The following is a 24,632-nucleotide window of genomic DNA, read 5'->3' as shown; positions in this document are numbered from 1 at the left end:
AGCGAATACTTGTCCATCGCGGTATAATAGCTTTGAGATGGTAGAATCTCAGCAGGAAAGGAGCAGTAAGTGTGCTGGAGTCTTCACCCTATATATGGATAGGTCCGCTCATTGCTATGCTTGTCGCCCAAATTTTAAAGCCGCTCTTGATTATCGCCCGTCTGCGCCGGATTGACTGGCAGCGCATGCGTCAGTCAGGCGGGATGCCGAGTTCACATACAGCTTTGGTGGTTGCTCTGGTTACTGAACTCTGGTTGAGAGAAGGCGGCCGTAATCCTGCACTTGCACTTGCGATTTTCATCGCGTTCATCGTGATGTATGATGCAGCTGGAGTTCGCTGGCAGACTGGCCGCCACGCTGCTGTGTTGAATCGACTTCTGAACGACCTTCAAGGCAGGCATATCAGAGGTCCTGTACAGGAACAAATGGAACGTGCAAAACAGGAAATTGTAGATGGAATGCACCCTCTGAAAGTAGCAAAATCCCCGTGGTGGCTGGTTGATTGGCCGGTACTCAACGAACACGTCGGGCATAAGCCGGTTGAGGTCTTGGGCGGATGTGTCGTCGGAATTGTCGTTGCACTGATTTTGAACTGACTGTGCAGCAACTGTCTAACCAAACCACTGGCTTTTCGTTCTGCCGCGCTCTTCCGCAGCATAGACTCATGTGAGAGATTTCCTTGATATTTACACTCTCACTAGAGGAGGATGTGTTGTGGATCGTCAATGGCGAACCTATCGCGCTTACCACAGTCCACTTGACCCGTGCCCGCAGAGAGACCCTAAAGCTTACATTGTTCCTCCCAACCAATACATTACAGTTCAACCCACGGGATTGCGGCAGTTCCCGCCCCGGGAGGCCTTGAAAAGAGGAACACTCTGGCCGGATTTATACAGTCCTTACAGACCGCCTCATACAGGGGGTGGTCATCATGGCTGAAGCAATGCCTAGGGAATTTTACCAAATACTGCATGAACTACAGGCTGTTGACTTTGTGGTCAACGACTTGGTGCTGTACCTGGATACACACCCCGAAGACCAACAGGCCCTGTCACAGTTCAACCAGTTTCAAAGGCGCAAGCAAACACTGGCACAGCAGTTTGAAGCAAGTTTCGGTATCCTCTCGGGCTCAGGAGCACATCATACGGGGCAAAGATGGGCGTGGACGGAGAGCCCGTGGCCCTGGCAGGTGTAGGTTGAGCGACAGGAGCGCTGAGCTTGCATACCGCGCTGCCGAGTGGCGTCTAAGAGGTCTCTCGAAAAGCAATCGAGAGACCTTTCTGATTGTTGCAGCCAGCCGATGATGCATGGCCTCTGTTCAAACTTAACATGTACAAGCTCTTCGGGAACGTGAAGCAATGTGAGAGTGTGAACTTTTTCTTACAAGGTCCCTGCTGTGTTTGACTTCATGAACAGAAGGACTACACTGAGATAGTACAAATTGTCGAGATACAATTTACGTTAAGCAGTCCGTTCTGCTTATACGCTATATTTTTGACAACTGGGAGATGGGATGTCATGTCAAACTCCATGGCTGAATTACTAGCAACCATCGTTACTATCATAGGAGCATTAACAATCATCGTGGTTCGGATGCGCGGGAGCGGCAAGCCTACTAATGCTCGCAAAATCCTGATACCGCCGCTTGGAATGAGCACGGGGTTTTTGATGTTTTTGGCGCCAATCACCCGCGATCCTGTTCAATATGCCATCATCGCCTTCTTGGTAGGCGTCTTTTTCAGCGGTCCATTGATTGCAACGTCCAAAATGTATGTGGAAAATGGCGAAGTCTGTATGAAGCGCTCCAAGGCGTTTATTTTCATTCTGCTGGGTCTGCTGGTGATTCGCATGGTGCTGCACCAGTATATTGAGCAGTATATGACGTTGGAACAAACGGGATCACTCTTCTTCATCCTAGCATTTGGCATGATTTTACCATGGCGTGTCGCGATGTTTGCCCAGTACCAGAAGCTGGCCCGCAACGTCGTTGGCAATTCGAGCAATAGACAGCTTGAAGAAATGTAAGCTTAAAGCACAAGGGTGAGGGCTTATTCTTGTCCCTATCCGCCAAACCGTTTCGCAGAGGTACGTCTGTTCTTTGTCCTGTCGGAATATAGATGAGGATAGTGAGCATGCCAGCTGGTTGCCGTTGGTGATGGCGCCCGCAGGGCACGAAACGGAGGATTGTGCAATGTGGATGTACGAAAAAAAGCTTCAATATCCAGTGAAGGTCAGCAAGTGTGACCCAACACTGGCGAAGTATCTCATTGAACAGTACGGCGGCTCAGACGGAGAACTGGCCGCCGCTTTGCGTTATTTGAATCAACGCTACACCATCCCCGACAAAGTCATTGGCCTCTTAACAGACATTGGTACGGAAGAATTTGCCCACCTCGAAATGATTGCCACCATGGTCTACAAACTGACGAAGGATGCGACACCGGATCAATTGAAGGCAGCCGGCCTCGGCGAACACTACGCAAACCACGGTATGTCCTTGTTCTACCATAATGCAGCAGGGAATCCTTTTACGATTACCTACATTGCTTCTAAGGGAGATCCGATTGCAGACCTGTACGAAGATATTGCCGCAGAAGAAAAGGCGCGGGCCACATATGAACACATTATTGACCTCACAGATGACGTAGACATTCAGGACAGTCTGAAGTTTTTGCGGGAGCGGGAAGTGATTCATGCCATTCGCTTCCGCGAGGCGGTGGAGATGCTGAAAGAACATCAGGAGGAGCAGAAGGTGTTTTAGGTCATGACGTTCGGCCTTGGACATTTGAGTTTACCCGGTGAAATGCCGCTCATCACAGCATGTTAGTATGACAATTGAAGAAAGCAAATAGGTCGCCAACCAACGATGGGGAGGCGGCCATTTTGTTCTGTGGTTCATACTAGGTGTTAATCTTTACTTTTCAGGGAACCAGAAATCACTTAAGTGCGTCATACACGTAGCTGGGGGAGGTGAAACGGGATTTGGACCCTACAGAAACACTCCAGTTATGGATGAACGAGTACGACAAGAAACTCCTTCGTCTCGCATATGCCTATACCCGGAATTGGGTGACTGCACAAGACATGGTACAGAATGCATTTGTAAAGGCTTATCAGTCGAGAGCCAATTTGAGAGACAAAAATAACCCATTACCCTGGCTATCCCGTATTGTCATTAATGAGTGCGTATCAGCACAAAGGCGAACATGGAGAGAAATTAGTTTTTCCTCAATGCCGGAGGTAGCCCCGGTCCGTAGCGCTGAAGACACTGCGATGAAGAATCATGACTCAAGAAGGGTTCATGATAGCATTCTCATGCCGCCAGAGAAATTTCGAGTTCCGATTATCCTGTATTAGTTTAACGAGTTCTCAGTCCACGACATCTCGTCCATCATAGGAGTCCGAGAAGGCACTGTTAAGTCACGATTATCACGGGCTCGCAAACAACTCGAAACAATCTTAGAAGGAGAGGGTGCAGGTGCAAATAGAACAAGAAATGAAAAACGCAAAGCATCATTTTGATCCCAAATACAATCAAGGTGAGTTCAGAGACAACGTCCTTCGAAGGGCTTGCTCCAAGGAACCCAAGCCTTTGAAAACAAGATTCTTGCCAAAAAGAAAGTCTGTTTTGATTGGAATCGCTGCAACAGCCATTCCAGTTCTGGTTGGGTTCTCGTATTTTTCATTTAACTGGCACAATGGTACGTTTCGATTTGACCAATCACCGACAACTTCCCAAGCACCAGATATCAGCACAACTGTACAATTCTTTATGCATCCCTCGAAGTTCCCTCATCCCAAAAATACAACCGTCCAAAAGTTAACCTTACCCCAGGCACGGACAATCGCCACGTTCCCAATTGCCGAGCCAGAGGATATTCCGGGCTGGCACAGGGTATTTAGTTCGGGAACGGAGTTACAAGCCAACAAATCATCGAAAAGCAACGTACCAAATTCGAATGACAGCCCGCCCTTGGTGGTGTATCTCGATGAATACACGAATGGTTCAAATAAAAAAGTTGTTGTTATGCAGGAACAAGACTCAGTGATGACGGCATCAAACCAAACGCCTTGGATGCATCCAACCATCAAAGACCCGTCAAACAGTGAGAAAATCAACTTGGGACAGAATTTTGGAGTTTATATTCCGAATGAAAACTTTCTTCATGTGTACGATTCGACAGGGAGCCTGGTAGTTGGTATCTACGTTTGGGGAACCACCTCCAAGGAGAACTTAGAGACGATTGCCAAAGCGTATCTATCGGCGACCACGGGATAACGTTTCATGGCGCACGCCGCTAGCCTGCCCTTTTCCTGAAGTTCACTCGTCACGGGAGGCTGGATACGTATGCAGTTCTATCAGTCACGAAGAGAAGTTCCTTATAATCCCGGGGGAGCATGCCGACTTCTTTCAATCTCCAGTTGCTGCTCCTGTTCCTTGGTTAGACCTCGAGGAGGCTTGTTGCCTTGTTTATGTCGCCTCTTATAATTTGCATAGACCGTGAAAACGATAACAGCAAGCGCAATAAATCCACATAGGATATTTTTTATCAGAGCGATTACCTCCTTGCTGACCTCCATTGCCAATTACGCACAATTGAAAAACCCCTTATTGTATATCTATGTACATAACAATTCAGTTTTGTCTTACCACAGCTATGAGGTGTCCTTGACGGCCGCTGAAGACTGTGTGTCTATTTATCTACTGGAGCATTATTAAAGGTTATTAGACTGAGACGGGACGAATTCCTTTAATTCTAGGGTTCACTGACGGCAAACACCCAATTTTCCTTCAGACTCGCACACGGACAAAGACACAGGGCATACCTATCGTATAGATTTTCGAGACTAAGTCAGGAGGAGAAGAATATGAACGACAACAGTCAGCAACCGGCACACCGTGCAGATCACATGCACAAGTCTTCGATGCAACACCCTCTCTCGTCTGAGGATTTGATGGCTCACTCGGCTGCTCAACCCAGTCACTCATTTAACCTTCAAGATGGGGCAACCCACTACAGTGAGAGGCTTCTTAAAACACTTCACGAATGCGAACATATGTGTCATAGAACCATTACTATTCTTCTGGAGGCAACTGACACCTCCAAGCGTCTTCGACAGATACAACTCCTCAGGGAGTGTGCAAAAACCTGTAAAGATACAGCTCAATCCCTGTCATCCAACAGCCCGTTTGCTAGAAAAAAGGTGAAGCTATGCGCGAAGGTTTGTGAGTCATGCAGTAACGAATGTTTACATTTTCGTGATTCACACTCACAACGATGTGGTCGTATGTGTCTCAAATGCGCCCATGAGTGCCGGAAGTTCGTCGGTGCTGCTTAGATTGGATAAGAAGACTTTTCATCATTCGAACTGGTAGGGAACATATTCCCATCGATACTCTCTGCTGCCGTCCGTTTAAGGAAACTCTCTTGCTAGGAGACCGCGGGCGGTTAGAGATGACTGCGATCCCCCGGACCGTGTCCACCGTGAATGACCATTTCCACTGCTTGTGCCCCTTCATTCCAAGCCTAGATTAGCAATAACCTCAAACGTCCATCCTTGTGAAGCACAATACAGTATTCGCCTTGAGAACCCATTTTGTTGAACAGTTTGACAACTTTGAATAGTAATATTACAATCACTATTGCATTCAATAATGCGGACGAAATTGTTCAACAATATTGACCGCAATGGGGAGGAGCACATGAGCGATCAGGTACAGTCGACATACGCAATGATTAGGGAGAGAATCCTGAGCAATGTGTACAAACCGGCTCAGAAGTTGGTGGAGACGACGCTTTCTCAGGACCTCGGTGTAAGCAGGAACACAATTCGCCTTGCGCTGTTGCACCTGGAGCGGGAACGTCTGGTAGAGATTGAGAAAAACAAGGGTGCGGTGGTTCGGTCCTTCACTCTGGAAGAGGTTCTGAATTACTTTGAGATTCGCATTTATCTCGAGCGCCTCATTGTACTTTCCGCTGCAGAACATATTACTGCAGCAGAGTTGAAAGCGCTTAAAGCAACGTTAGATAAGATGCAACGGTGTGTGGATGAAAATGACCTGGACCACTATTCAGATTTAAACAAGGAATTTCACAACATTATTTATGAGGCATCCACGAACAAACAGGCAGTGGAGTTTGTGGTGAGCATTAAGACGCAACTGCTTCGGTACCACTTCCGCACTATTCTCATTCCAGGGCGTAACGACAGTTCGATGGCAGAGCACACGGCCATCTATGAAACCCTGGAACGCGGAGACAAGGATGCGGCGGAACAGGCAATCCAGGTGCACATTGGCAATGTCCGCAATACCATCAAGGAATTTTATCATTACCTTATCTGAAGGAGTGGACAGCAATTATGGAGATTCGCAAATTACTGGAAGGGGCTTATGACCTGCACGTACATACGGGGCCGGATGTCATGAATCGTAAACTGGACGACTTAGACATGGCCGAGCGGATGTCAATGGCAGGTATGAAGGGATTTGCCATCAAGTCACACTACTTTTGTACCGCTGAAAGGGCTCGGTTGGCACAGAAATCGTATCCAAAGGTCAATCCGATTGGAGCCATCACCTTGAACAATGCGGTCGGAGGGCTTAATGCCACGGCTGTCGACATGGCTGGACGAGATGGTGCGAAAGTGGTGTGGATGCCTACGTTCGATTCCGCCAACGAACAAGCCTTCTTCCGTGGTGGAAACTACACGAAAAAACCATTCTGGGCCAAACTGCAGGAGGAACTTATTGCCAAAGGTAAAGTGACCGCCAGTATTTCGATACTAGAGGACGGGAACTTGAAAGCCGAATTGCACGACATCATCGATGCGGTCAAGGAACACCATATGATTCTGGCATCGGGCCACTTGGGCAAAGAGGAAGTGTTCACCTTAGTGAAAGCCGCTCGTGAACAGAACGTAAAAACAGTTATTACCCACCCGAATTTCCCGTCTACTTTCTATACCAAAGAAGAGCAGAAACAGTTGGCAGACATGGGAGCGTATATGGAACACTGTTTCACCACGCCAAACACCAACAAGGTGGCATGGGAAACCGTTTATGAACAAATTCGCTACGTGGGACCGCAGCACTGCATTTTGTCCACCGATCTAGGACAACCGACAGCACCCTTCCCTGACGAAGGCTTGATGGACTTCGCCCAAAGACTGCTGGACAACGGCTTTTCTGAAGAGGAAATTCGGACTATGTCCGTTCACAATCCAACACAACTTGTCGAAGACTGATCCAACTGGAGGAATTTGAATGAACAAACACACCAATTTACTTGTTGTGAGCGCCCACGCAGCAGATTTTGTGTGGAGGTGCGGTGGAACAATTGCAACCTACGTCAATGGCGGTGCCAATGTGCACTTGGTCGTACTCAGTTATGGTGCAAGGGGTGAGTCTGGAGCACTGTGGAAACTGGAAGGCCAGACCGAGCAGAACGTGAAGCAGATTCGCCGCGGCGAAATTGAAGGCGCAGCCAAACACCTGGGTGTTACGAATCTCGAAATTTGGGACTATCAAGACTATCACATGTTTATCGACAACAATAGAATGGAGCGTCTTGTGCGGAAGATGCGAGAGGTCAAGCCGCAGTTCATTGTGACTCATCCAAAAAACGATGTGCTAAATCCCGACCACAACACGGTCTCTCAGTACGTCTTTGAAGCCAGCGTACTGGCAACGTCCGCGGGCGTCAGGATGGAAGGCCTTCCGCATTTACGGCAACCTCAGATTTTTGGCTACGAACCGCACCAGACGGAACTGAGTGATTACAAGCATGACATGATTATCGACATCACAGACGCTTACGAACAGAAAAAACGGGCCATGGAGTGTTTTGAGGCGCAGCCTCATTTGATTGACTACTACAAGGACAGAGCCAAAATGCGGGGGAATCACGCTCGTCGAATCTCTGGAAACCAGACCTACAAGTATGCTGAAACCTTTACGCGCTTCTATCCATACGTAGGAGGGGAGTTTGTCTAATGGAGAAATTCGTTCGACTCAACATTGACAGGCCCAGTAAGGCCGTCGTCAAACGCTATGAGATCTATGATGTTTCTACAGTCTATGAGGCTCAGCGCAAACAGGGGCTCATGGCCCATGACTTGCGTCCGCTCATAGACAATACTCTGGTTTGCGGTCCTGCGGTAACGGCCACCTGCTATGCGGGAGATAATCTCATGATTCACGCGGCTGTTGAAGCCTGTCAGCCGGGGGACATTCTGGTGGTGACCACCATCGGCTCGCCCAGTAACTGCGGTATGGTTGGTGAACTGATTGTTCGTGCCCTCATGAAACGGGGGGTCAAGGGACTGGTCATTGACGCGGGGATACGGGATGCGGCCCGCATTCGCGAGCTAGGATTCCCGGTGTGGTCCAGAGCTATTTGTTCCGAGGGGACCACTAAGGTCCGCGGCGGATGGGTCAATGCCGAAACTATCTGTGGCGACGTCACCGTCGGTCCCGGAGACCTGGTCATGGCAGACGAAGATGGCGTTGTGGTAATTCGGAAAGAAGATATTGAAGAAACTGAGAAATTGACTTTGAACCGCCTTGAGAAAGAAGACAAGACCAAGGAGAAAATAGAAAACGGGCAATTGAGCATCGATTTCTACAACCTGCGTGGTGTCCTGGAAAAGGAAAACGTCCGCTATGTGGATGACTGATGCACAGGACACAATATGACGCCATTGAGGTGACTCTCCATGAAAATAGGATTTATTGGTTTTGGTGAGGCGGCCTACCTGATTTCCAAGGGATTGATAGCTGAAGGGCTGGACGAGGTATGCGCCTTTGATGTCAATGCGAATCATCCAGAGCATGGCCTGCTTATCCGACAACGGGCCCAAGAATTGTCTGTCAAACTGTTGCCGGGCCTAGACACACTGTGTCGCGAAGCGAATTTGATTGTCTGCGCTACCAGTGCCAAATATGCAAGGTCAATCGCCGAAGAGACCTCGGCGTACCTAACGCGAAATCACGTGTATGTGGATATGAACGCAACCTCACCCATGGCGAAGGAAGAGATTGCAGCAGTTCTCAAAACGAAAGAGATTTCGTCAGTAGATGCGGCAGTCATGGATGCGGTACCAAAGCACGGTCATAAGGTTCCGATGCTTCTCAGCGGCAGCGGGGTTTCTCAGTTTGAGGCGTTTGGTGCGCCGTACGGAATGAACATGACAAGTGTCGGAACGATGCCGGGAAGGGCATCCGCCATAAAGATGGCGAGATCCATTTTTATGAAAGGCATAACGATGCTGTTTTTCGAAACATTCGCTTTGGCTCGGGAGTACGATGCGGTGGATATCGTGATGAGTTCACTGAGCGAGACGATGACTGCCAGCGACTTGGAGGAAACGGTGAACTTGCTGATGACTCGTACTGTTAACCATGCAGAGCGGCGCGTTGCAGAAATGGGTGAAGTTCAGAAAACACTGCAGAGTCTAGGACTTGACACTGTTATGTCAGAGGGTACCCAGGCTAAATTAAAGCACATTGCTGATTCTGATTTACAGGAGTTTTTTCACTGTCAGACCCCCGCAGATTTCCGAGAGGTGCTGGCGGCAATGAGACAGGATGAAAAAGGGATGTGAGGCTGAAACCTCCCTGTCTCAGATAAAGGTTCATGAAAGCGTTCTAGTCTTGGCCATCAACAAGGCTGAAAAAGAAGGAGGAGATCCCTTTGCAAAAGGAAACCCCGCCTGCCACCACCGAGCATCATGAGAATGACGCTGCGGACGAGGCGCAATCTGTGTTCCATCTGCGTAAATACGCAGGTCCCATGGTTCGCATCATAACTGTGCTGTCTGTGATTTGGGCACTGTTTCAGGTTTATGTCTCAAGTGTCGGTGTCATGGAGACCATCAAGACCCGGGTTTGGTTTTTCGGTTTTCTCGTGGTGATGATTTTCCTTCTGTTCCCCGCTTCCAAAAAAGAAAGGAGCGACAGGAGACTTCCGACATGGTGGGATATGCTGCTCATCGCCGCATCTATCGTGACCGTTGTGTATTTCCTTTATCGCTATGATATCTATGCAGCAAGCGGTATGCACAACCACTTGGATTACGTGTTTGGCACACTGGGTGTCGTGATTACTTTTGAAGCCGCTCGACGCGCGGCAGGAACAGTGTTAACCATTCTCGCCTTGGTCTTTCTGCTCTACAACTTCTTGGGACAGTATGTTCCCGGCATCCTGCAGACGTCGTCTTTTGGATTGTCGCGGGTCATCGACGTCATGTGGTGGGGCACGCAGGGCATATTTGGTGTCATTCTCGGAGTAGCGAGTACTTACATCTTTCTCTTTATCCTCTTTGGTGCTTTTCTTCGGAAGAGTGGATTCATTGATTTTATCAATGAACTGGCTGTCGCCCTGACGGGACGTTCATCTGGGGGCCCGGCAAAAGTAGCAGTCATCGGCAGCGGCTTGATGGGTATGATTAATGGCAGCGGCGTCGCCAATGCGGCGTCTGTAGGGACGGTGACCATTCCGCTGATGAAAAGAAACGGTTTGCCGGGACACGTGGCAGCAGCCGTGGAAGCTGTTGCCGGCACGGGGGGCACAATTGCACCTCCAATTATGGGTGCAGCCAGTTTTGTCATGGCAGAGTTCATTGGAGTACCGTACCGAGAAATCATGCTGGCCGCCATCGTCCCGGCTATCCTTTACTACAGCATGACCTTTATGTCAGTGCACTTTGAGGCCAAGAAACTGGGGCTTTCCGGACTCTCCAAAGAAGAGATTCCGAACGTCATTCATGTTCTCAAACGACGAGGCCACCTGCTCCTTCCGGTGTTACTGATAGTTGTGTTGCTAGTGGATGGTATGACGCCACTCTACGCGGCGCCATGGGCGATGCTGGCGATTATTGTTGCCAGTTGGTTCCGCAAGGAAACCCGCTTGGGATTTCGTGAGATTGTGGAAGCGGTGGAAGACGGCGTAAAAGGCGTTCTTACGATTAGCGCCGCGTGTGCCATTGTTGGTGTGGTTGTAGGAACCATTGCACTGACGAGTCTGGGGTTGACCTTGGGAAACAATATTCTGATGCTTTCTGGCAACCACCTGTTCCTTGTGGCTTTGCTAACCATGCTGATAAGCATCCTCCTCGGGATGGGCGTACCGATTACCGCTTCCTATATTATTACCGCAACAGTGGCGGCTCCCCTGTTAGTGAAAATGGGAGTTCCAATTTTGGTCGCACATATGTTTGCCTTTTTCTACGCTGCGTTGTCAGACATTATTCCCCCTGTAGCCTTAGCAGTAATGGTGGCTTCGGGCATTGCTCAAGAACCTTTTTCCAAGGTTTCTTTCGCAGCCATGCGACTTGGATTCATCGGTTTGGTTATTCCGTACTTCTTTCTCTATAATCCGGCTCTCCTGTTTCACGGCGGGAGCATTGCAGCGGGCTTTATATCCGCCATTCTCGGAGTCATTGCCGTGACGGCTTTTGCCTCATCGTTCTCCAACTACCTGTTCAAGCGCTTGAATATTACGCAACGGCTAATGCTTCTCGCTGCAGGGGTTTTGTTAATCTTTCCTGGCTATCAAACGGGTGTGGTGGGGCTAGTTCTGTTTGCTGCGGTCATACTGTGGCAGAAGCTGACTCTTCGTTCCATCACAGCCATTTAAGGATGTGATAGATGACGTAAGCATCAGGATGATTTTTCAGAAAATTCCAAACTAAATTCTGTGGGAGGGTCTATGTGATGAAAATCAAGTATTTTGCAGTGCCAATGGCAACTATTGCTTTGGGAGTTTCTCTGGCGGGGTGTGGTCAAAGCAACAACACAACTACCAATGGCGGCGGTCACAGCAATGGTACAGGGAGTGGGACGGCCACATACAAAGTGAATATCGGTACGGCTACAACCACCGGTGTATTCTATCCTTTTGGTGCAGAACTGGCGAAAATCTGGAGTCAAAAGCTGTCCCATGTTCACGCGGCTTCTCAGGTAACGAATGGCAGTGTTGAAAACTTGAATTTACTGGAACAAGGAAAGATTAATGTTGCCTTTACGACGATTGGCGTCCTTCACGAGGCCTATACTGGAACTGGTGCTTTCAAAGGCAAGCCTTACAAGGATGTACGGGTTCTTGCAGGCCTATATCCGTCGGTCGCACAAATGATTGTTCGAAAGGGGCTGAATATCAAGTCTGTCAGTGACTTAAAAGGAAAGAGTTTCGTCCCCGGCGCACCTGGCAGCTCAACCAAGGTGCTTGCACAATCCATTCTCAAGGCCTACGGCTTGAAACTGACAGATGTAAAACCGCAATTTGTTGGGTTCACATCCGCTGTGAATTTAATGAAGAACCACCAGGCGGACGGTGCGTTTATTACCGCTGGTATTCCAACATCGGCTGTGACGCAAATGCTCACGACTGCCAACGGTCAACTGTTGAGCCTTGGCTCGGGTCAGATTTCCAGTCTGCAGAAGAATTATCCCTGGCTCTATCCCTATACGATCAAAGCTGGGGCCTACGACAAACAGACTTCCCCGGTCCATACAGTAGCACAGAACATTATGCTGGTAGTTCCTGCCAGTATGCCGAAACAAGAAGCCTATGAACTGACCAAGGCTCTGTGGCAAAACATCGGACCTATTGGGCAGACAGTGTCAGCAGCCAAAAACAGCAAACTAGCCAATGCTACGAAAGGATTGGCAGGTGTACCACTAGCCGCAGGTGCCAAGGAGTACTATCAACAAAAGGGTATGTGAATTTCATTCAGACTTTCAGTTGTGTCTTGACAATTTATCACAAGGGATGTGCGCAACTTGGCTAAGCGGGAAGTGTTGCACGTGAAAGGTTCCGAACATCAAAATCCGATTCCAACTGCAGTCAAAACAGGCAACATGGTTTATACATCAGCTCTCATTGGTTCCAATCCAGAAACAGGTGAGATGCCGGAAACCGTGCAGGAAGAGGTGGCCAATCTCTTTCACTATATTCGAGAGATCATGCATCTTGCTGGAGGAAGCACTGATGATATCGCTCATCTAACGGTTTTGGTAAATGATAGAGAGTACAAAAAAGTAGTGAATGTTGAGTGGTTGAAGATGTTTCCGGATGAGAACGACAGACCTGCGAGGCACACGACCGTTACAGATCTGCGGGAGGGTTTACGTGTACAAATTGAACTGACAGCCGTGTTATAGTTGAAAGCGCGACCCGCTACATGAGGGTCGCGCTTTTAACTGTGTTTGGAACGTGTCGAAATCCAATCATTTACGTATGGGCCATAATCTAAGGCCATTAACCGTGTAAGGTTCCCCATAAAGACTGTTTAAGGCTTGTGAGAGTTGTTTCGGTAAGACTGGACTGTAGGGTTTGGCATCCAAAATGTAACGAGGGTGTCTTTTTGACACAAAGCTCTTGATAGCTGTGACTGCTTGTCTCTCATTTAGGTGCGCGTAAACACTGGTATAGATAGAGTTGGTTCTTTGCACCTGAGGTTTCACCGTGCTTAGAAATTCCGACGTATACGGGAACCCATAGACATTCGTAAATGGAACCGTGAATTTAAGCTGCGCTGCCAGTCCCATAAAATAAGCGCCAGAAAAATAGGAAGAGGTGATTAGAGTCGTAGGCTGGTTGCGAATGCGTTTGTAAATTTCTCCTTTCGGCATGAGCGCAGGCTGGAGGGCTGGCATTGCCTGACTCGCAAAGTCTACCCTGGGAAGCCATAAGAGAAACAAAGTGAGCAACGCAAGCATGCTCATTCGAGCATTCTTTTTTCGCTTTTCCGCGGAGGTTGTTTGCAACACTCTGTGAATGGCACCTATGACAAGTATCACGGCAATCACATCGTCGTAAAACATCAATCGTGATGGCAGTGCTTCGCGCATCAAAGGGATATGCTGTATCAGTATCCAGGGAAGCGGGATAGGAGTGTAGAGTCCAAGAATGTGCAACTTGGGACCAAGAGATAGGACAAATACGGCGACAAACAGAATGGTTAACCCTCTGTATAATTGACTCGGCCAGAGTTTGCGGATAGCCCAGTACAAAATGAGTATCGTCGGGATACCGAAGTAAGCGCCTTTTTCAGAGAGGTCTCCAGACATGCGATCCGTCAAAACGCTTGTGAGATGGATGTGAAACAGAAACACACTTGTCGGAAGGACCGGATTAAGGAGGTCTGTTACAAAGACCCCAACTGGCATCACTGCCTTGGCGAGAGAAGGAATTTGGGTACCGTCAAAAAAGGTGTATAGCCCTGGGCTGAGCACAAGTAAAGTAATCGACAGACCCCACAACAAAAATGGCAGGGGAACCAGTCTGATAACTTGACGGACTCGCTTGGGAGACAATCGGGTCCAGATGACGAGTGAAAGCACTGCAATGAAGGCATACGTAGCAAAGACTTCAGCGGACGTGTAAAACAGCATGCCAAGGAGCACCCCGAAGACTGTGCCCAGAATTCGAGGATGCAAAATGGAATGCAGGAGGACCCGTACAATCACCACCAGAGAAGCCAGAACAAACACAGAACTGAAAATGAGGTTAATGTGGCCGTCTGCAGATTGTGCTGTTGAGTAGGGAGCAAGTTGTATGAGTACGCCTCCGCCGACAGCTAGCCAACGTGAAACGCGCAGTTGTCGGAGCAACAGCATGGCGGCAAGGCCAGTAAGTATCACTCCTGCAGCGAATGCCAGATTGTATGCCAGCACTGGATTGAAGAGATAAAAGACTGGGCCAAATAACAGTGCTTCTGTACTTACAGAAGTGTTCTGCATTAGATTCAGTCCAATCGGCGCGTTTAGCAGTGACGTATGCAGCGGATTGTGGCCATTCAAGACCGCATGCCAAAACCACCCCAAATACCACATAAACTGCACCGAATCCTGATTTTCTCCAATATAGATTGTTGATGGATGAAGTAATGTCTTCTGAAACAGTAACAAAACTGGAATGATTGAAGCTAGAAAACCAAATGCTACAAACTTCGGAACAGACAGTCCTTCGGTTGTATCCGGAAGTCTGCCGGGTTGACGTGAGAAAAGATGGTGCGGTCCGTCTGTTGACAAATCTTACACTCCCAGGCGATGTATTCGGAACACTAGTGCATTTAATGAAACAGAATGAAAAACAGTATTACAATATCTATTATCGAGAGCAGAGGAAATCCAATGCGAAATGCTAAATGTTGAGTTTTATGTCGGAAACGATGCATGCCGATTGTGGCACCAACAGCCCCCCCAATGATAGAGATTATCCACAGGGTTTTCTCCGAGATTCGATATGCACGACGTTTGGCCCGCTGTTTATCGTCATACATGACGTACATTCCGATGATATTTATTATGAGTCCGTAAATCAACACAATTTCCACCATTATGCCAACTCCTTTCACGCTTTGGCCGTTTATGCTTATTCTCTCAGTTCATGTGTACCATGTTTGGAACTTAATAGCTAGGTGCGTAACGGGGTTGATACGTTTTGGAATCGAACGTCTTAGTACCAAACGGTGGTCGCAGGTGTTGACGTTTTTGAGTAATACATGTATACTATTGATGTTCAAACGTGATCGTTTATATGTGTAAACATATTGAGCCGTTCTTTTCGCGCCTCATTGTGGGTGCAAAATAGAACGGTTTTCTATTTATACGAATTGAACAAAAAATGTGCTTGACGAGCACTCTTGGAGGAATTTTCATGAATCAAGGTACAGTAAAGTGGTTTAATTCAGAAAAAGGTTTTGGTTTCATCGAGGTTGAAGGCGGAGAAGATGTATTTGTACACTTCAGCGCAATCCAGGGAGATGGCTATAAGACTCTTGAAGAAAATCAACGTGTAACGTTTGATATCGTTCAAGGTCCGAAAGGTCCTCAAGCTGCAAACGTGGAATAAACCGTTCTGAAGCAATGGGCTGTCCTGCTAAGGTATCATCTTGATTCCTTGCGCGGCAGCCCTTTTTAGTCTCCAGGCTGAACCTTTCATTAAAACAGAGTTAGCTGGTACTCCCGCACCGGCTATGTCCATATACCAAACCTGATGACGTGAAAATGTCTATCAACGTGTATCATCTTTTCGATGAAAAGAAAGAGGAGATGACGACAATCAACCTGAGGGATGACCCCAATCACTGGAAGAATGATTTTGAGGCCCATCAAAATCCCAGTCTTAAGAGAAGCTACTGGCAGCTAATCAATACGATAGTGCCTTTTGTATTATTGTGGTTCGGAGCGTACTTCTCTTTCTCCATATCAATCTGGTTGACACTTTTTCTTACAATACCTGCTGCAGGATTTTTAGTTCGAACGTTTATTATATTCCACGACTGTGGCCACCACTCTTTCTTTAAGAGCTCAAAGGCAAACAGTATTGTGGGTATCCTAACGGGACTGCTCACTTTCTTTCCATACAACCAATGGAAATATGAACACAGTGTTCATCACGCAGGGAACGGAAACTTAAATCGCCGCGGACTCGGAGACATTATGACTCTGACTGTGGATGAATATATGAAGTTACCTCGCGTTCGGCAACTGCTCTACCGTCTCTATCGCAATCCAGTTGTCATGTTTGGCTTGGGCCCCATCTTTCTTGTGCTCATTAAATACCGCTTTAACAGAAAAGGGGCAGGACGAAAAGAACGGTTCAATACGCACCTCACTACAGTAATTCTCCTGGCGATGGTGACTCTCGGCGGTTATACACTGGGATGGGAAAGACTACTGTTCGTTGAAGGGCCAATACTTTATCTGTCAGGGATGGCAGGGATTTGGCTGTTTTACGTACAACATCAATTTGAAGACAGTTACTTCGAAAAGGCTGACAAGTGGGACTATGTTACGGCAGCCCTTGAAGGCAGTTCCTATTACAAATTGCCTAAAGTCTTGCAATGGATGACTGGGAATATCGGCTTTCATCACATTCACCACCTTGGTCCCAGAATACCGAATTATAACCTGCAGCACATCTATGACCAGACTGCCTATCTGCGGGAGGTTTCCACTGTTGGTTTATTCTCAAGCTTTCGTTCCCTGCGTTTTCGGCTGTGGGACGAAGATAAGAAGAAATTTATTGGATTCAAAGGCATGGTGAAACAAAAGTAACAGACCAATCTGCATGCAAAGAGACCCACTTTTCCAAGTTGGGTCATGTGTTCTTCATATTAAGATGTACTATGGATCAGAACTCTCTGGTCCATTATTTGTTTTTTCGTGTTGCGAACGAGCTGCAGAACAGGCGCGTATCGCCGTATCCCCAACGTGAAATATGGCCTCTCCCCTACACTGAAAAAGGCCGCGTTTCACTACAGGCTGCCTTCATGGCTGCCGTATACCCCAATCAGTGTCGATAGCAGCGGAAGAGGCAAGTCCCCAGATTCAAAGAAATATACTTTTTTCGTCCTGGACTTTTGGGGACCCTCCAAATCTGGGAAGGTAACGGATGTTAGTTTACAAGAAGGCCTGTCCACAACAGACCCTTTGACCGAATCTCAGGACTCGACTGTAGCACTGCAGGGTGATGTGAACGCCTACTTTACTTTCTGCTTTTCCTCCCGTGGTCAGCATATCTGTTGATGAGACCTCTTTGTTTAGAATTTGTTTAGAGGCCATTGTGTATATTGGAATCAAGTCTACGCTAGTCGATAGATTTCACTGTTATCGAGAAATGATGGCGAGGTCTTCACATAGTTAGATCATCGGGTACGTGGGGGAGGAGAATTGATGTTCGTGGGAAAACGCCAGGGTAAACGAAGAGAGATACCGTCAAAACGGAAACGTTTGAGAAAGTCACTGACTGCCTTCATCGTTGTGACACCGCTATCTCTAATGCAAATGCAAAATACTCATGTCTTGGCAGCGACCACAGGGAGTTGGGTGAATATCACCAACGGCGGATCGTTTGATGTACCGTGGGGGATTGCCGAGGACAGTACTGGGGATTTATTTGTAGCCAATTTCTACAATGGTAAGATACTTGAGAGGAAAAGCGGAAGTACGACGTGGACAACCATCCCTAATGGAGTTGTTACAAGTCCGGCCGGAATGGCGATAGACAGCGCCGGTGATGTCTTTATAACACAGCAGAGCGACAACACAATACTGGAGAGAAAGAGCGGAAGCACAAAGTGGATTAACATCACAGATGGAGGCACCTTTAGTTCACCCACCGGCATTGCTGTAGATAGTACGGGCGACTTGTTTGTGACGAACTACAATAATAGCCGAGTTATGGAACGTAAGAGCGGCACTTCAACATGGGTCACACTTCCAAATGGTGGAGCATTCTATTCCCCGTTTAAAATTGCAGTTGACACTGCTGGTGATTTGTTCGTTACCAATCAGGGTACTGGACTTGGTTCTGTCTTGGAACTCAAGAGCGGAAGCACTACTTGGACACCCCTTCCAAACGATACAACGGTGAACTGGGCGGCAGGCGTTGCGGTAGACAATAAGGGTGATGTATTTGTAGCAGCTGACAAATACATATTTGCCCTAAAACACGGGAGCAGCCAGTGGGACATTTCTAGCGGGCCATTTGTAAAACCGACAGCGATTGCTGTTGACAGTGCGAATAATCTATTCGTAACTGATCAGAACCAAAACAAAATTTATCAAGAAACAAGTGCCATTCTACCGAGCGTACCGGCGCAGCCCACCCATAGCAGTATTACGCAAAGCGGTTGGACAGAGTCGTGGAGTGCTGTCAGTGGAGCCACAAGTTATAACGTATACGTGAATGGAACGAAGGTGAACTCGAGTCCGGTCACCGGGACAAGTTATGACGTGAGTGGTCAGAAACCAGATACGATGTACAGAGTTACGATAGAGGCAGTGAACGGAGCCTGGGTAAGTCCCCAGTCCACGGCGGACCGTGTGACGACTCTTAGCAGTACGCCTAGTGTCCCTGGTGCTCCAACCGGTATTTATCACAGCAATGTCACAGAGAGCGGTTGGACGGAGTCGTGGAGTGCTGCCAGTGGAGCCGCAAGTTATAACGTATACGTGAATGGGACGAAGGTGAACTCGAGTCCAGTCACTGGAACAAGTTATGACGTCAGCGGAGAGCAAGCCGGTACGAGTTACAAAGTGACGGTGGCAGCGGTCAATGCAGGCGGGCAGAGCGCCCAGTCTACGACCGATACGGTTGGAACGATAGGTGCCCTATCCGTATCCACAGGTCCTTCGCTTTCCAGTGTCCTGCAGGGGGCTGAATACAGTCAAGTTATACAGGCTACGGGAGGATTGTCTCCCTACACGTTTGCCGTTACCAGCGGATCTTTGCCGAAGGGGCTGACACTTGAATCGAATGGACATCTGGTTGGAAAGCCGCTGACAAATGGTAGTTATGATTTTACTGTACAAGTGACCGATAAAGAAGGAAACACAGCTACAGAAAAAATGAGTTTGTACGTCATTCCGGCAGCTCCGGCAGGGATTCTTCCCACTGTGGATACCATACAAGTGGTAGGTAACCACGGTGGAGTTTTGACTACGAACAGCGGCAGCACAAAGGCCACTTTGGTGGTAGCTGGGGGAACTTTTGCGAATCCGCTGCAAATGGATGTCACCAGTGGCAGCATACCGGGTGGTCTGATTCCCAACCATCAAAAGTTTATCACGGCATATGGGGTGAACTTTGATGCACAGGCTGATGCTCCGTCTAAACCGATGACATTCACCATACTGAATTCGGGGATTACGCCACAGTCGACTGTGTACAAGATTTTGAACGGAAAGCTTGTTCCGGTGAGTGCTGTGGTGACGCAGGGAAAGGCGGTCATGACGTTTACAACGGACCCGGCATTTGTGGTCATGCAGCCACAGTCCAAAGCGGTTGCGGTTCCTGAAGCGACAAAACCCGTGACAGGTTTCGGGGCTCGTCCCTGGGGAATGGGCGGATTGCTAAGCATCTTGACCGGCGGAATCTTGCTCTGGTGGCAGCGGAAAAAACATAGAGAAGAGAGTCATTTGGGTAGTCATTGTGAATGAACCGAGTGAATACTAAAGATTTGATGGGTCTCTTTTGAAGGGGCCCGTTCAAATTTCATAGGGTAATTAGGTATAATGAGAGATGAAATCATCTGCAGGTTCTGTGATATGGAATGATTTCATAAGTCTGAAGTCCGACCTCGTTCATAAAGTGACTCTGTGAAAAAGATATAGTTAACTTCGTCATCACTTCCAAACCATTCTCATAGTGATTGGAATTCAACCGACATGAAGAAGATTCAGACGCTTGTCAGAGACCGATTTCTGCATGTACTTGCTTTACTTTTCATTGTCTTCGGTTTCATGTTTTACGTAAACCACCAACCAAGACACGTGATGCCCGTTGCACGCAAAGGTGTGATGGACGCGTCCACTTGGAATTTCTCTAAAAAGGGAGTTTTGCTGCTCCAGGGCCAGTGGGCATACTACCCGTCGCACTTACTCAATCCTTCAGAGATTGGTTCCCGCAAAGTGCAGTCTTCATTTGTACAAATTCCTGCGCAAAATTCAAACGGCCAGGTGCTTAGGGGAAACAATTCATGGGGATATGAAACTTATCATTTAACGATACATGTAAATTCAAAAGACACTCAGATGGGACTCCTGATTAGAAACATTGAAAGTTCCAGAAAAATATATGTAAATGGGTCTTTAGTACTACAGTCCGGAATTCCCGCAGTCTCACCGGCTTTATATACTCCAGGTGATAAACCGCAAGTTGTATATTTTCATCCTCATCACAGAGAAATTAACATAGTTATCCAGACGGCGAATTTCGACTTCTACAGAACTGGTATCGTGAGTCCGATTGTTCTTGGTACCAGTCAACAGATTCAGAGACTGACTTTCTTTAATAATGGAATGGATTTCGCAGCATCGTCCATCATTGGGTTGTTTGGGGTCTATTACCTTTCCCTATTCCTTATTCTGTGGAAACAGAGGTATAAAAGATACTACGATTTACTTCTTATGGGAGCCTTTTTTCTCATTTTTTCGGTAGAAGTACCGTTCGAAGGGGCCCAAATTATTTTTAAAGTTTTCCCGCTTATGCCCTATGAGACCTATTGGAAATTAAAAATTGTTCTACCTGTTCTGGTGGTGTTACTCATACTTCAATATATCTTGTATGTTTTGCACCCTTCCAAATATCGACATGTATTTACTGCCTTTGAAATGGTCTTTTTGGGGTATGGGTTCGCAACAATGGCCCTACCTATGCGGATGATTGCCAAGGGCGTCTTTATTCATTCTCTTATGGGATTCGGTTCTCTAATAAACGCCGTGATTTTCATAACTTTACTTGTGGCCTATGTCAGAGAACGTTACGGACGCTTTGAGAAGAATGAAATACAACTGTATATGCTTGCTTCACTGAGTCTGGTTGTCATTGTTGTAAACAACGCTCTGTATGTAGATGCAGTTTTGAATAACAATTTGATTACGAATCTTACTCGACTCTTTTTAGTCGGACTCATCTCCGGTTTGCTGGTTGTGCGCTATTACCATGCCTTTTCTCGGATGGAATCCCTTACTGAGAAATTGAGAGAGTCAGACCGTTTGAAAGACAGCTTTCTTGTACAAACCGCGCATGAACTAAAAACACCGCTTCATGTCATTATCAACATTATTCAATCGTTGGTTGAAAAGATGAATGCAGGCTCCAGAACAGAAGGATTTCACACACAGCAACTTCAACTTGTACAGGTTACAGCCAGACGGATGTCCGGGACTGTTAATGACATCATGGACTTGGCAAGAATTCGGGAGGGTCGACTTCAGGTCAACTTTAGCGATGTCGATATCCGATCTTGCTTTGCTTTGACGACAGACTTGTTTTCCTATTTGATTAAGGAGCAAAAATTAAAATTGACACACAAAATCTATCCGGGTGCGGAGCTCGTCAGGGCAGACGAAAGCCGCCTGCTCCAGGTACTGTTTAACATGGTACAGAACAGTATTAAACACACGGAGGAAGGCTTCATTCTATTAACGGCCAAGAGGCAAGACGGGCATGTCTGCATTTCAGTCGAAGATACAGGGACGGGAATTTCGGAGGACAGACAGAGTACATTATTCACTCCTTATGAGTCGTCGGAAGAGGGCAAGAACACGCATGACTCAGGCATTGGTTTAGGACTGGTGATTGCCCGCGAACTAATCCGGATTATGGGCGGAGAGTTATACCTGGATTGGACAGAAACAAACAAGGGCAGTCGATTTGTCTTTGAACTTCCGGCCGTAGGAAGAGAAAGCTATATTGAAAACGTGGAAGGCGCGGCGACTATGACAGTACAGAAATCGCAGACTCAACGGCTAACGACTGCTGCTGAGGTATCTGCGGCAAGTTCTCCAGATGATGAAGAGGTGCGAGGACGGCCAACGATTTTAGCTGTAGACGATGAATTTGTGAATCTGCGGGTGTTGTCCAGCCTATTCGAGGGGGACGACTATTACGTTAGGAGTGTTCAGTCCGGAAGGGCAGCGTTGGCCAGCATTGAACGTCAGAAGCCAGATCTCATTCTGCTGGATGTTACTTTACCAGATATATCCGGCTATGAGGTGTGTCGTTTGATTCGGCAAACACACTCCTTAATTGAGCTCCCCGTGCTCTTCTTGACAGTGCGCAACACACCAGAGGATATTGAATACGCACTTTCGATGGGAGGCAACGATTTTATCGCAAAGCCATTTGAGGCAAAAGAAATTCGGGCACGGGTGACGACTTTGTTAACAATGAAGGAATTGTCACAGGCTGTTGTCAGAAATGAAATTGCCTTTTTGCAGGCTCAAATCAAACCTCACTTTCTGTACAACGCTCTGAACACCATATCTGCACTGTGTGAAAGTGATCCCCTTAAAGCAGAGCACGTGACCGACGAGCTATCCCTGTACCTGCGAAGCCGCTTTGATTTCAGTAATTTGGACAAGCTGGTACCGCTGCGGCAAGAGCTGGAGTACATTTATGCTTATATCAATATAGAAACGGCACGCTTTGGTGAACGTCTCCAAGTCACCTATGATGTGGCAAGCGGCTTGGACGTATGGATTCCTCCGTTGATTCTGCAGCCGCTGGTAGAAAATGCGGTCAAGCACGGATTACGGTCCCGGCGGGAGGGTTGCCAAGTGAAAATCACCGTTACTGGCGAGGCGTCGGCTACCATTATGGAAGTGGTGGATAATGGGGTAGGCATGAGTCAAGTCAAGGTTGATGAAATCTTGCGAGACGGCAAGGGTGGGGGCGTCGGATTGAAAAATGTAGACCAACGCCTAAAAAAACTATTTGGCAGGGGACTGTCCATAACAAGTGCTCCGGGAGAGGGCACCAGGGTTGTCGTCATGTTACCGCGGAGGTTGCACAGATGATACGCGCGATAGTCGTTGATGACGAGCCACTGGCCGTTCAGAAGCTCGTGAATTTGCTGCATGCGACGAGTGTTGTAGAGGTCGTTGGTACATTTGTCTATCCGGCAGACCTGATTGCAGCAATCCCATCGATAGAGGCGGATGTGTTCTTTCTGGATATTGAAATGCCTGAGACAGACGGACTTGCATTAGCCGATCACGTTTTCAGCCTGGTTCCCGGAGCCCAGATTGTCTTTGTCACGGCTTATGACCAGTATGCGATTGAAGCTTTTGAACTCAATGCGCTCGACTATTTGCTGAAGCCTGTGAGACGAGAACGGCTTCAAAAAACCGTAGGCAGGATTACAATCGGTCAGAAAAGTCACGCGAAGACAGAGCGCATCAAAGTCATCTGTTTGGGCGGATTCAAAGTATTGAACGATACGAATGCTGCTAGAAACTTTAGATGGCGTACGTCTAAAGCTCAAGAATTGTTTGCCTTTTTGGTTCATTGCCGCGGGCAGGCGGTAAGCCGTCAAGCCATTTTAGACAGTGTCTGGAGTCATTTAGACGGGGACAGAGCGGTCACTCATTTTCATACCACATTGTATTATCTGAGGAAGAACCTCCACGATGCCGGATATGATGCTTTGGTTCATCATGAAAACGGAATGTACTGGATGGACATTGATGGTATCGAGTGTGACTACTACGAAACTGACCAGTTAATGCTAGAGACAGTCGATAAAAATCGTCGCATGGAAGTTTCGAAGAAGCTTCTCAACCTGTACAAGGGAGGGTATCTCGAGCGAACTGGTTGGTCCTGGGCAGAACCAACCAGACATGAGCTTGAGATAAGATGTGTTTCGTTCTCCATTCTGCTTTACGAGACCTTTGTAGAAGAAGGTGACATTCCCGCAGCCATTCAGATGTTGCAGGGCATTCTTAGTGTCGTTCCTTTAAATGAAGAGCTTTTTGAAAAACTAATTCATGCTTATATGCTTATCGATGACATCCCTTCAGCAACAAAGCAGTACCAAGTGTTGCGACAGCGGCTTCAGGAAGAATACGGTATAGACCCATCTGACAGCCTAAACAGACTGTTCGATTGAAGTGAATTTGAGTACTTCGATACATTATGTCTTCAATGGTATTCGATAGTAGTATTCGATAGTAGTATTCGATAGTCGTGTTCCTTAGTACTGTTCGATAGTTGTGTTCCTTTGTGTGCAACATAAAACCAAGATTGTTGGGGTGCTAGTCTATGATTTGTTACTATTTTTGTGAATCGTGTGGCGGAGATACAGCCACTTATGAATTGACCTCCTCGTGTCCG

The 24,632-nt window shown here is 47.5% G+C and carries 22 protein-coding genes and 1 pseudogene; 21 read left to right on the top strand and 2 right to left on the bottom strand.

From position 1 onward, the window contains the following. Positions 1-71 precede the first annotated feature (71 nt). The 16 genes and pseudogenes from GI364_RS16830 (at position 72) to GI364_RS16755 (ending at position 13,165) form a co-directional block, all read left to right on the top strand. Positions 72-596 (top strand): divergent PAP2 family protein, encoded by a 525-nt coding sequence (locus tag GI364_RS16830; RefSeq protein ID WP_233095839.1) that lies wholly within the window; start codon positions 72-74, stop codon positions 594-596. A gap of 118 nt (positions 597-714) precedes the next feature. Next, positions 715-939, top strand: coding sequence for a spore coat associated protein CotJA (locus GI364_RS16825; RefSeq protein WP_198850393.1), 225 nt, complete (start codon positions 715-717; stop codon positions 937-939). Beyond that, a complete protein-coding gene (locus GI364_RS16820) occupies positions 932-1,195 on the top strand; it encodes a spore coat protein CotJB (protein ID WP_198850392.1) in 264 nt (87 codons plus the stop codon). The genes GI364_RS16825 and GI364_RS16820 overlap by 8 nt, the downstream gene beginning before the upstream one ends. Before the next feature lie 323 nt (positions 1,196-1,518). Beyond that, positions 1,519-2,025, top strand: a complete 507-nt coding sequence (locus tag GI364_RS16815; protein WP_198850391.1) for a CcdC family protein — start codon at positions 1,519-1,521, stop codon at positions 2,023-2,025. 166 nt (positions 2,026-2,191) lie between these two features. Next, on the top strand, positions 2,192-2,761 hold the full coding sequence (locus GI364_RS16810; RefSeq protein WP_198850390.1) for a manganese catalase family protein: 570 nt from the start codon (positions 2,192-2,194) through the stop codon (positions 2,759-2,761). Positions 2,762-2,982: 221 nt separating this feature from the next. Further along, entirely contained in the window at positions 2,983-3,357 is a 375-nt protein-coding gene (locus tag GI364_RS16805; RefSeq protein ID WP_198850389.1) for an RNA polymerase sigma factor, read from the top strand. Positions 3,358-3,369: 12 nt separating this feature from the next. Continuing rightward, positions 3,370-3,522 (top strand): annotated as a pseudogene (locus GI364_RS25470) (sigma factor-like helix-turn-helix DNA-binding protein); the annotation flags it as partial. Beyond that, positions 3,479-4,279 (top strand): hypothetical protein, encoded by an 801-nt coding sequence (locus GI364_RS16795; protein ID WP_198850388.1) that lies wholly within the window; start codon positions 3,479-3,481, stop codon positions 4,277-4,279. The pseudogene GI364_RS25470 and the gene GI364_RS16795, both read left to right, overlap by 44 nt. 1,425 nt (positions 4,280-5,704) lie before the next feature. Beyond that, the gene (locus tag GI364_RS16790) at positions 5,705-6,346 is read left to right on the top strand and encodes a GntR family transcriptional regulator (protein ID WP_198850387.1); all 642 of its coding nucleotides are present in this window, start codon (positions 5,705-5,707) and stop codon (positions 6,344-6,346) included. Positions 6,347-6,363: 17 nt separating this feature from the next. Continuing rightward, on the top strand, positions 6,364-7,248 hold the full coding sequence (locus GI364_RS16785; protein ID WP_198850386.1) for a DUF6282 family protein: 885 nt from the start codon (positions 6,364-6,366) through the stop codon (positions 7,246-7,248). Between the two features lie 19 nt (positions 7,249-7,267). Beyond that, positions 7,268-7,996 (top strand): PIG-L deacetylase family protein, encoded by a 729-nt coding sequence (locus GI364_RS16780; RefSeq protein ID WP_198850385.1) that lies wholly within the window; start codon positions 7,268-7,270, stop codon positions 7,994-7,996. Then, entirely contained in the window at positions 7,996-8,679 is a 684-nt protein-coding gene (locus tag GI364_RS16775) for a 4-carboxy-4-hydroxy-2-oxoadipate aldolase/oxaloacetate decarboxylase (protein ID WP_198850384.1), read from the top strand. The genes GI364_RS16780 and GI364_RS16775 overlap by 1 nt, the downstream gene beginning before the upstream one ends. 39 nt (positions 8,680-8,718) lie before the next feature. After that, on the top strand, positions 8,719-9,606 hold the full coding sequence (locus GI364_RS16770; RefSeq protein WP_198850383.1) for a DUF1932 domain-containing protein: 888 nt from the start codon (positions 8,719-8,721) through the stop codon (positions 9,604-9,606). An 89-nt stretch (positions 9,607-9,695) separates the two neighbouring features. After that, positions 9,696-11,639 (top strand): TRAP transporter permease, encoded by a 1,944-nt coding sequence (locus GI364_RS16765; RefSeq protein ID WP_233095838.1) that lies wholly within the window; start codon positions 9,696-9,698, stop codon positions 11,637-11,639. 77 nt (positions 11,640-11,716) lie between these two features. Continuing rightward, positions 11,717-12,727 (top strand): TAXI family TRAP transporter solute-binding subunit, encoded by a 1,011-nt coding sequence (locus tag GI364_RS16760; protein WP_198850382.1) that lies wholly within the window; start codon positions 11,717-11,719, stop codon positions 12,725-12,727. A 57-nt stretch (positions 12,728-12,784) separates the two neighbouring features. Further along, positions 12,785-13,165 carry a RidA family protein gene (locus GI364_RS16755; RefSeq protein ID WP_198850381.1) on the top strand — a complete coding sequence of 127 codons (381 nt, stop codon included), beginning with the start codon at positions 12,785-12,787 and terminating at the stop codon, positions 13,163-13,165. Between the two features lie 66 nt (positions 13,166-13,231). Here the strand turns inward: GI364_RS16755 and GI364_RS16750 are convergent, their stop codons facing one another. Both GI364_RS16750 and GI364_RS16745 read right to left on the bottom strand, forming a co-directional pair. Continuing rightward, entirely contained in the window at positions 13,232-15,037 is a 1,806-nt protein-coding gene (locus tag GI364_RS16750; protein WP_198850380.1) for a hypothetical protein, read from the bottom strand. A gap of 41 nt (positions 15,038-15,078) precedes the next feature. Then, the gene (locus tag GI364_RS16745; protein ID WP_198850379.1) at positions 15,079-15,345 is read right to left on the bottom strand and encodes a DUF1294 domain-containing protein; all 267 of its coding nucleotides are present in this window, start codon (positions 15,343-15,345) and stop codon (positions 15,079-15,081) included. Positions 15,346-15,665: 320 nt separating this feature from the next. Between GI364_RS16745 and GI364_RS16740 the strand changes: the two genes are divergently transcribed. The 5 genes from GI364_RS16740 (at position 15,666) to GI364_RS16720 (ending at position 24,408) form a co-directional block, all read left to right on the top strand. Then, a complete protein-coding gene (locus GI364_RS16740; RefSeq protein ID WP_198850378.1) occupies positions 15,666-15,860 on the top strand; it encodes a cold-shock protein in 195 nt (64 codons plus the stop codon). A gap of 155 nt (positions 15,861-16,015) precedes the next feature. Further along, positions 16,016-17,068 (top strand): Delta(5) desaturase DesA, encoded by a 1,053-nt coding sequence (locus tag GI364_RS16735; RefSeq protein ID WP_233095837.1) that lies wholly within the window; start codon positions 16,016-16,018, stop codon positions 17,066-17,068. Between the two features lie 618 nt (positions 17,069-17,686). Continuing rightward, positions 17,687-19,954, top strand: coding sequence for a putative Ig domain-containing protein (locus tag GI364_RS16730; RefSeq protein WP_233095836.1), 2,268 nt, complete (start codon positions 17,687-17,689; stop codon positions 19,952-19,954). 228 nt (positions 19,955-20,182) lie between these two features. Next, positions 20,183-23,317, top strand: a complete 3,135-nt coding sequence (locus GI364_RS16725) for an ATP-binding protein (RefSeq protein ID WP_198850376.1) — start codon at positions 20,183-20,185, stop codon at positions 23,315-23,317. Further along, a complete protein-coding gene (locus GI364_RS16720) occupies positions 23,314-24,408 on the top strand; it encodes a response regulator (RefSeq protein ID WP_198850375.1) in 1,095 nt (364 codons plus the stop codon). The genes GI364_RS16725 and GI364_RS16720 overlap by 4 nt, the downstream gene beginning before the upstream one ends. Positions 24,409-24,632 lie beyond the last annotated feature (224 nt).

This window comes from Alicyclobacillus sp. SO9, assembly GCF_016406125.1.
Taxonomy (GTDB): Bacteria; Bacillota; Bacilli; order Alicyclobacillales; family Alicyclobacillaceae; genus SO9.
The sequence above is the reverse complement of the archived record's forward strand: the minus strand, read 5'-3'. Positions and strand labels throughout refer to the sequence as shown.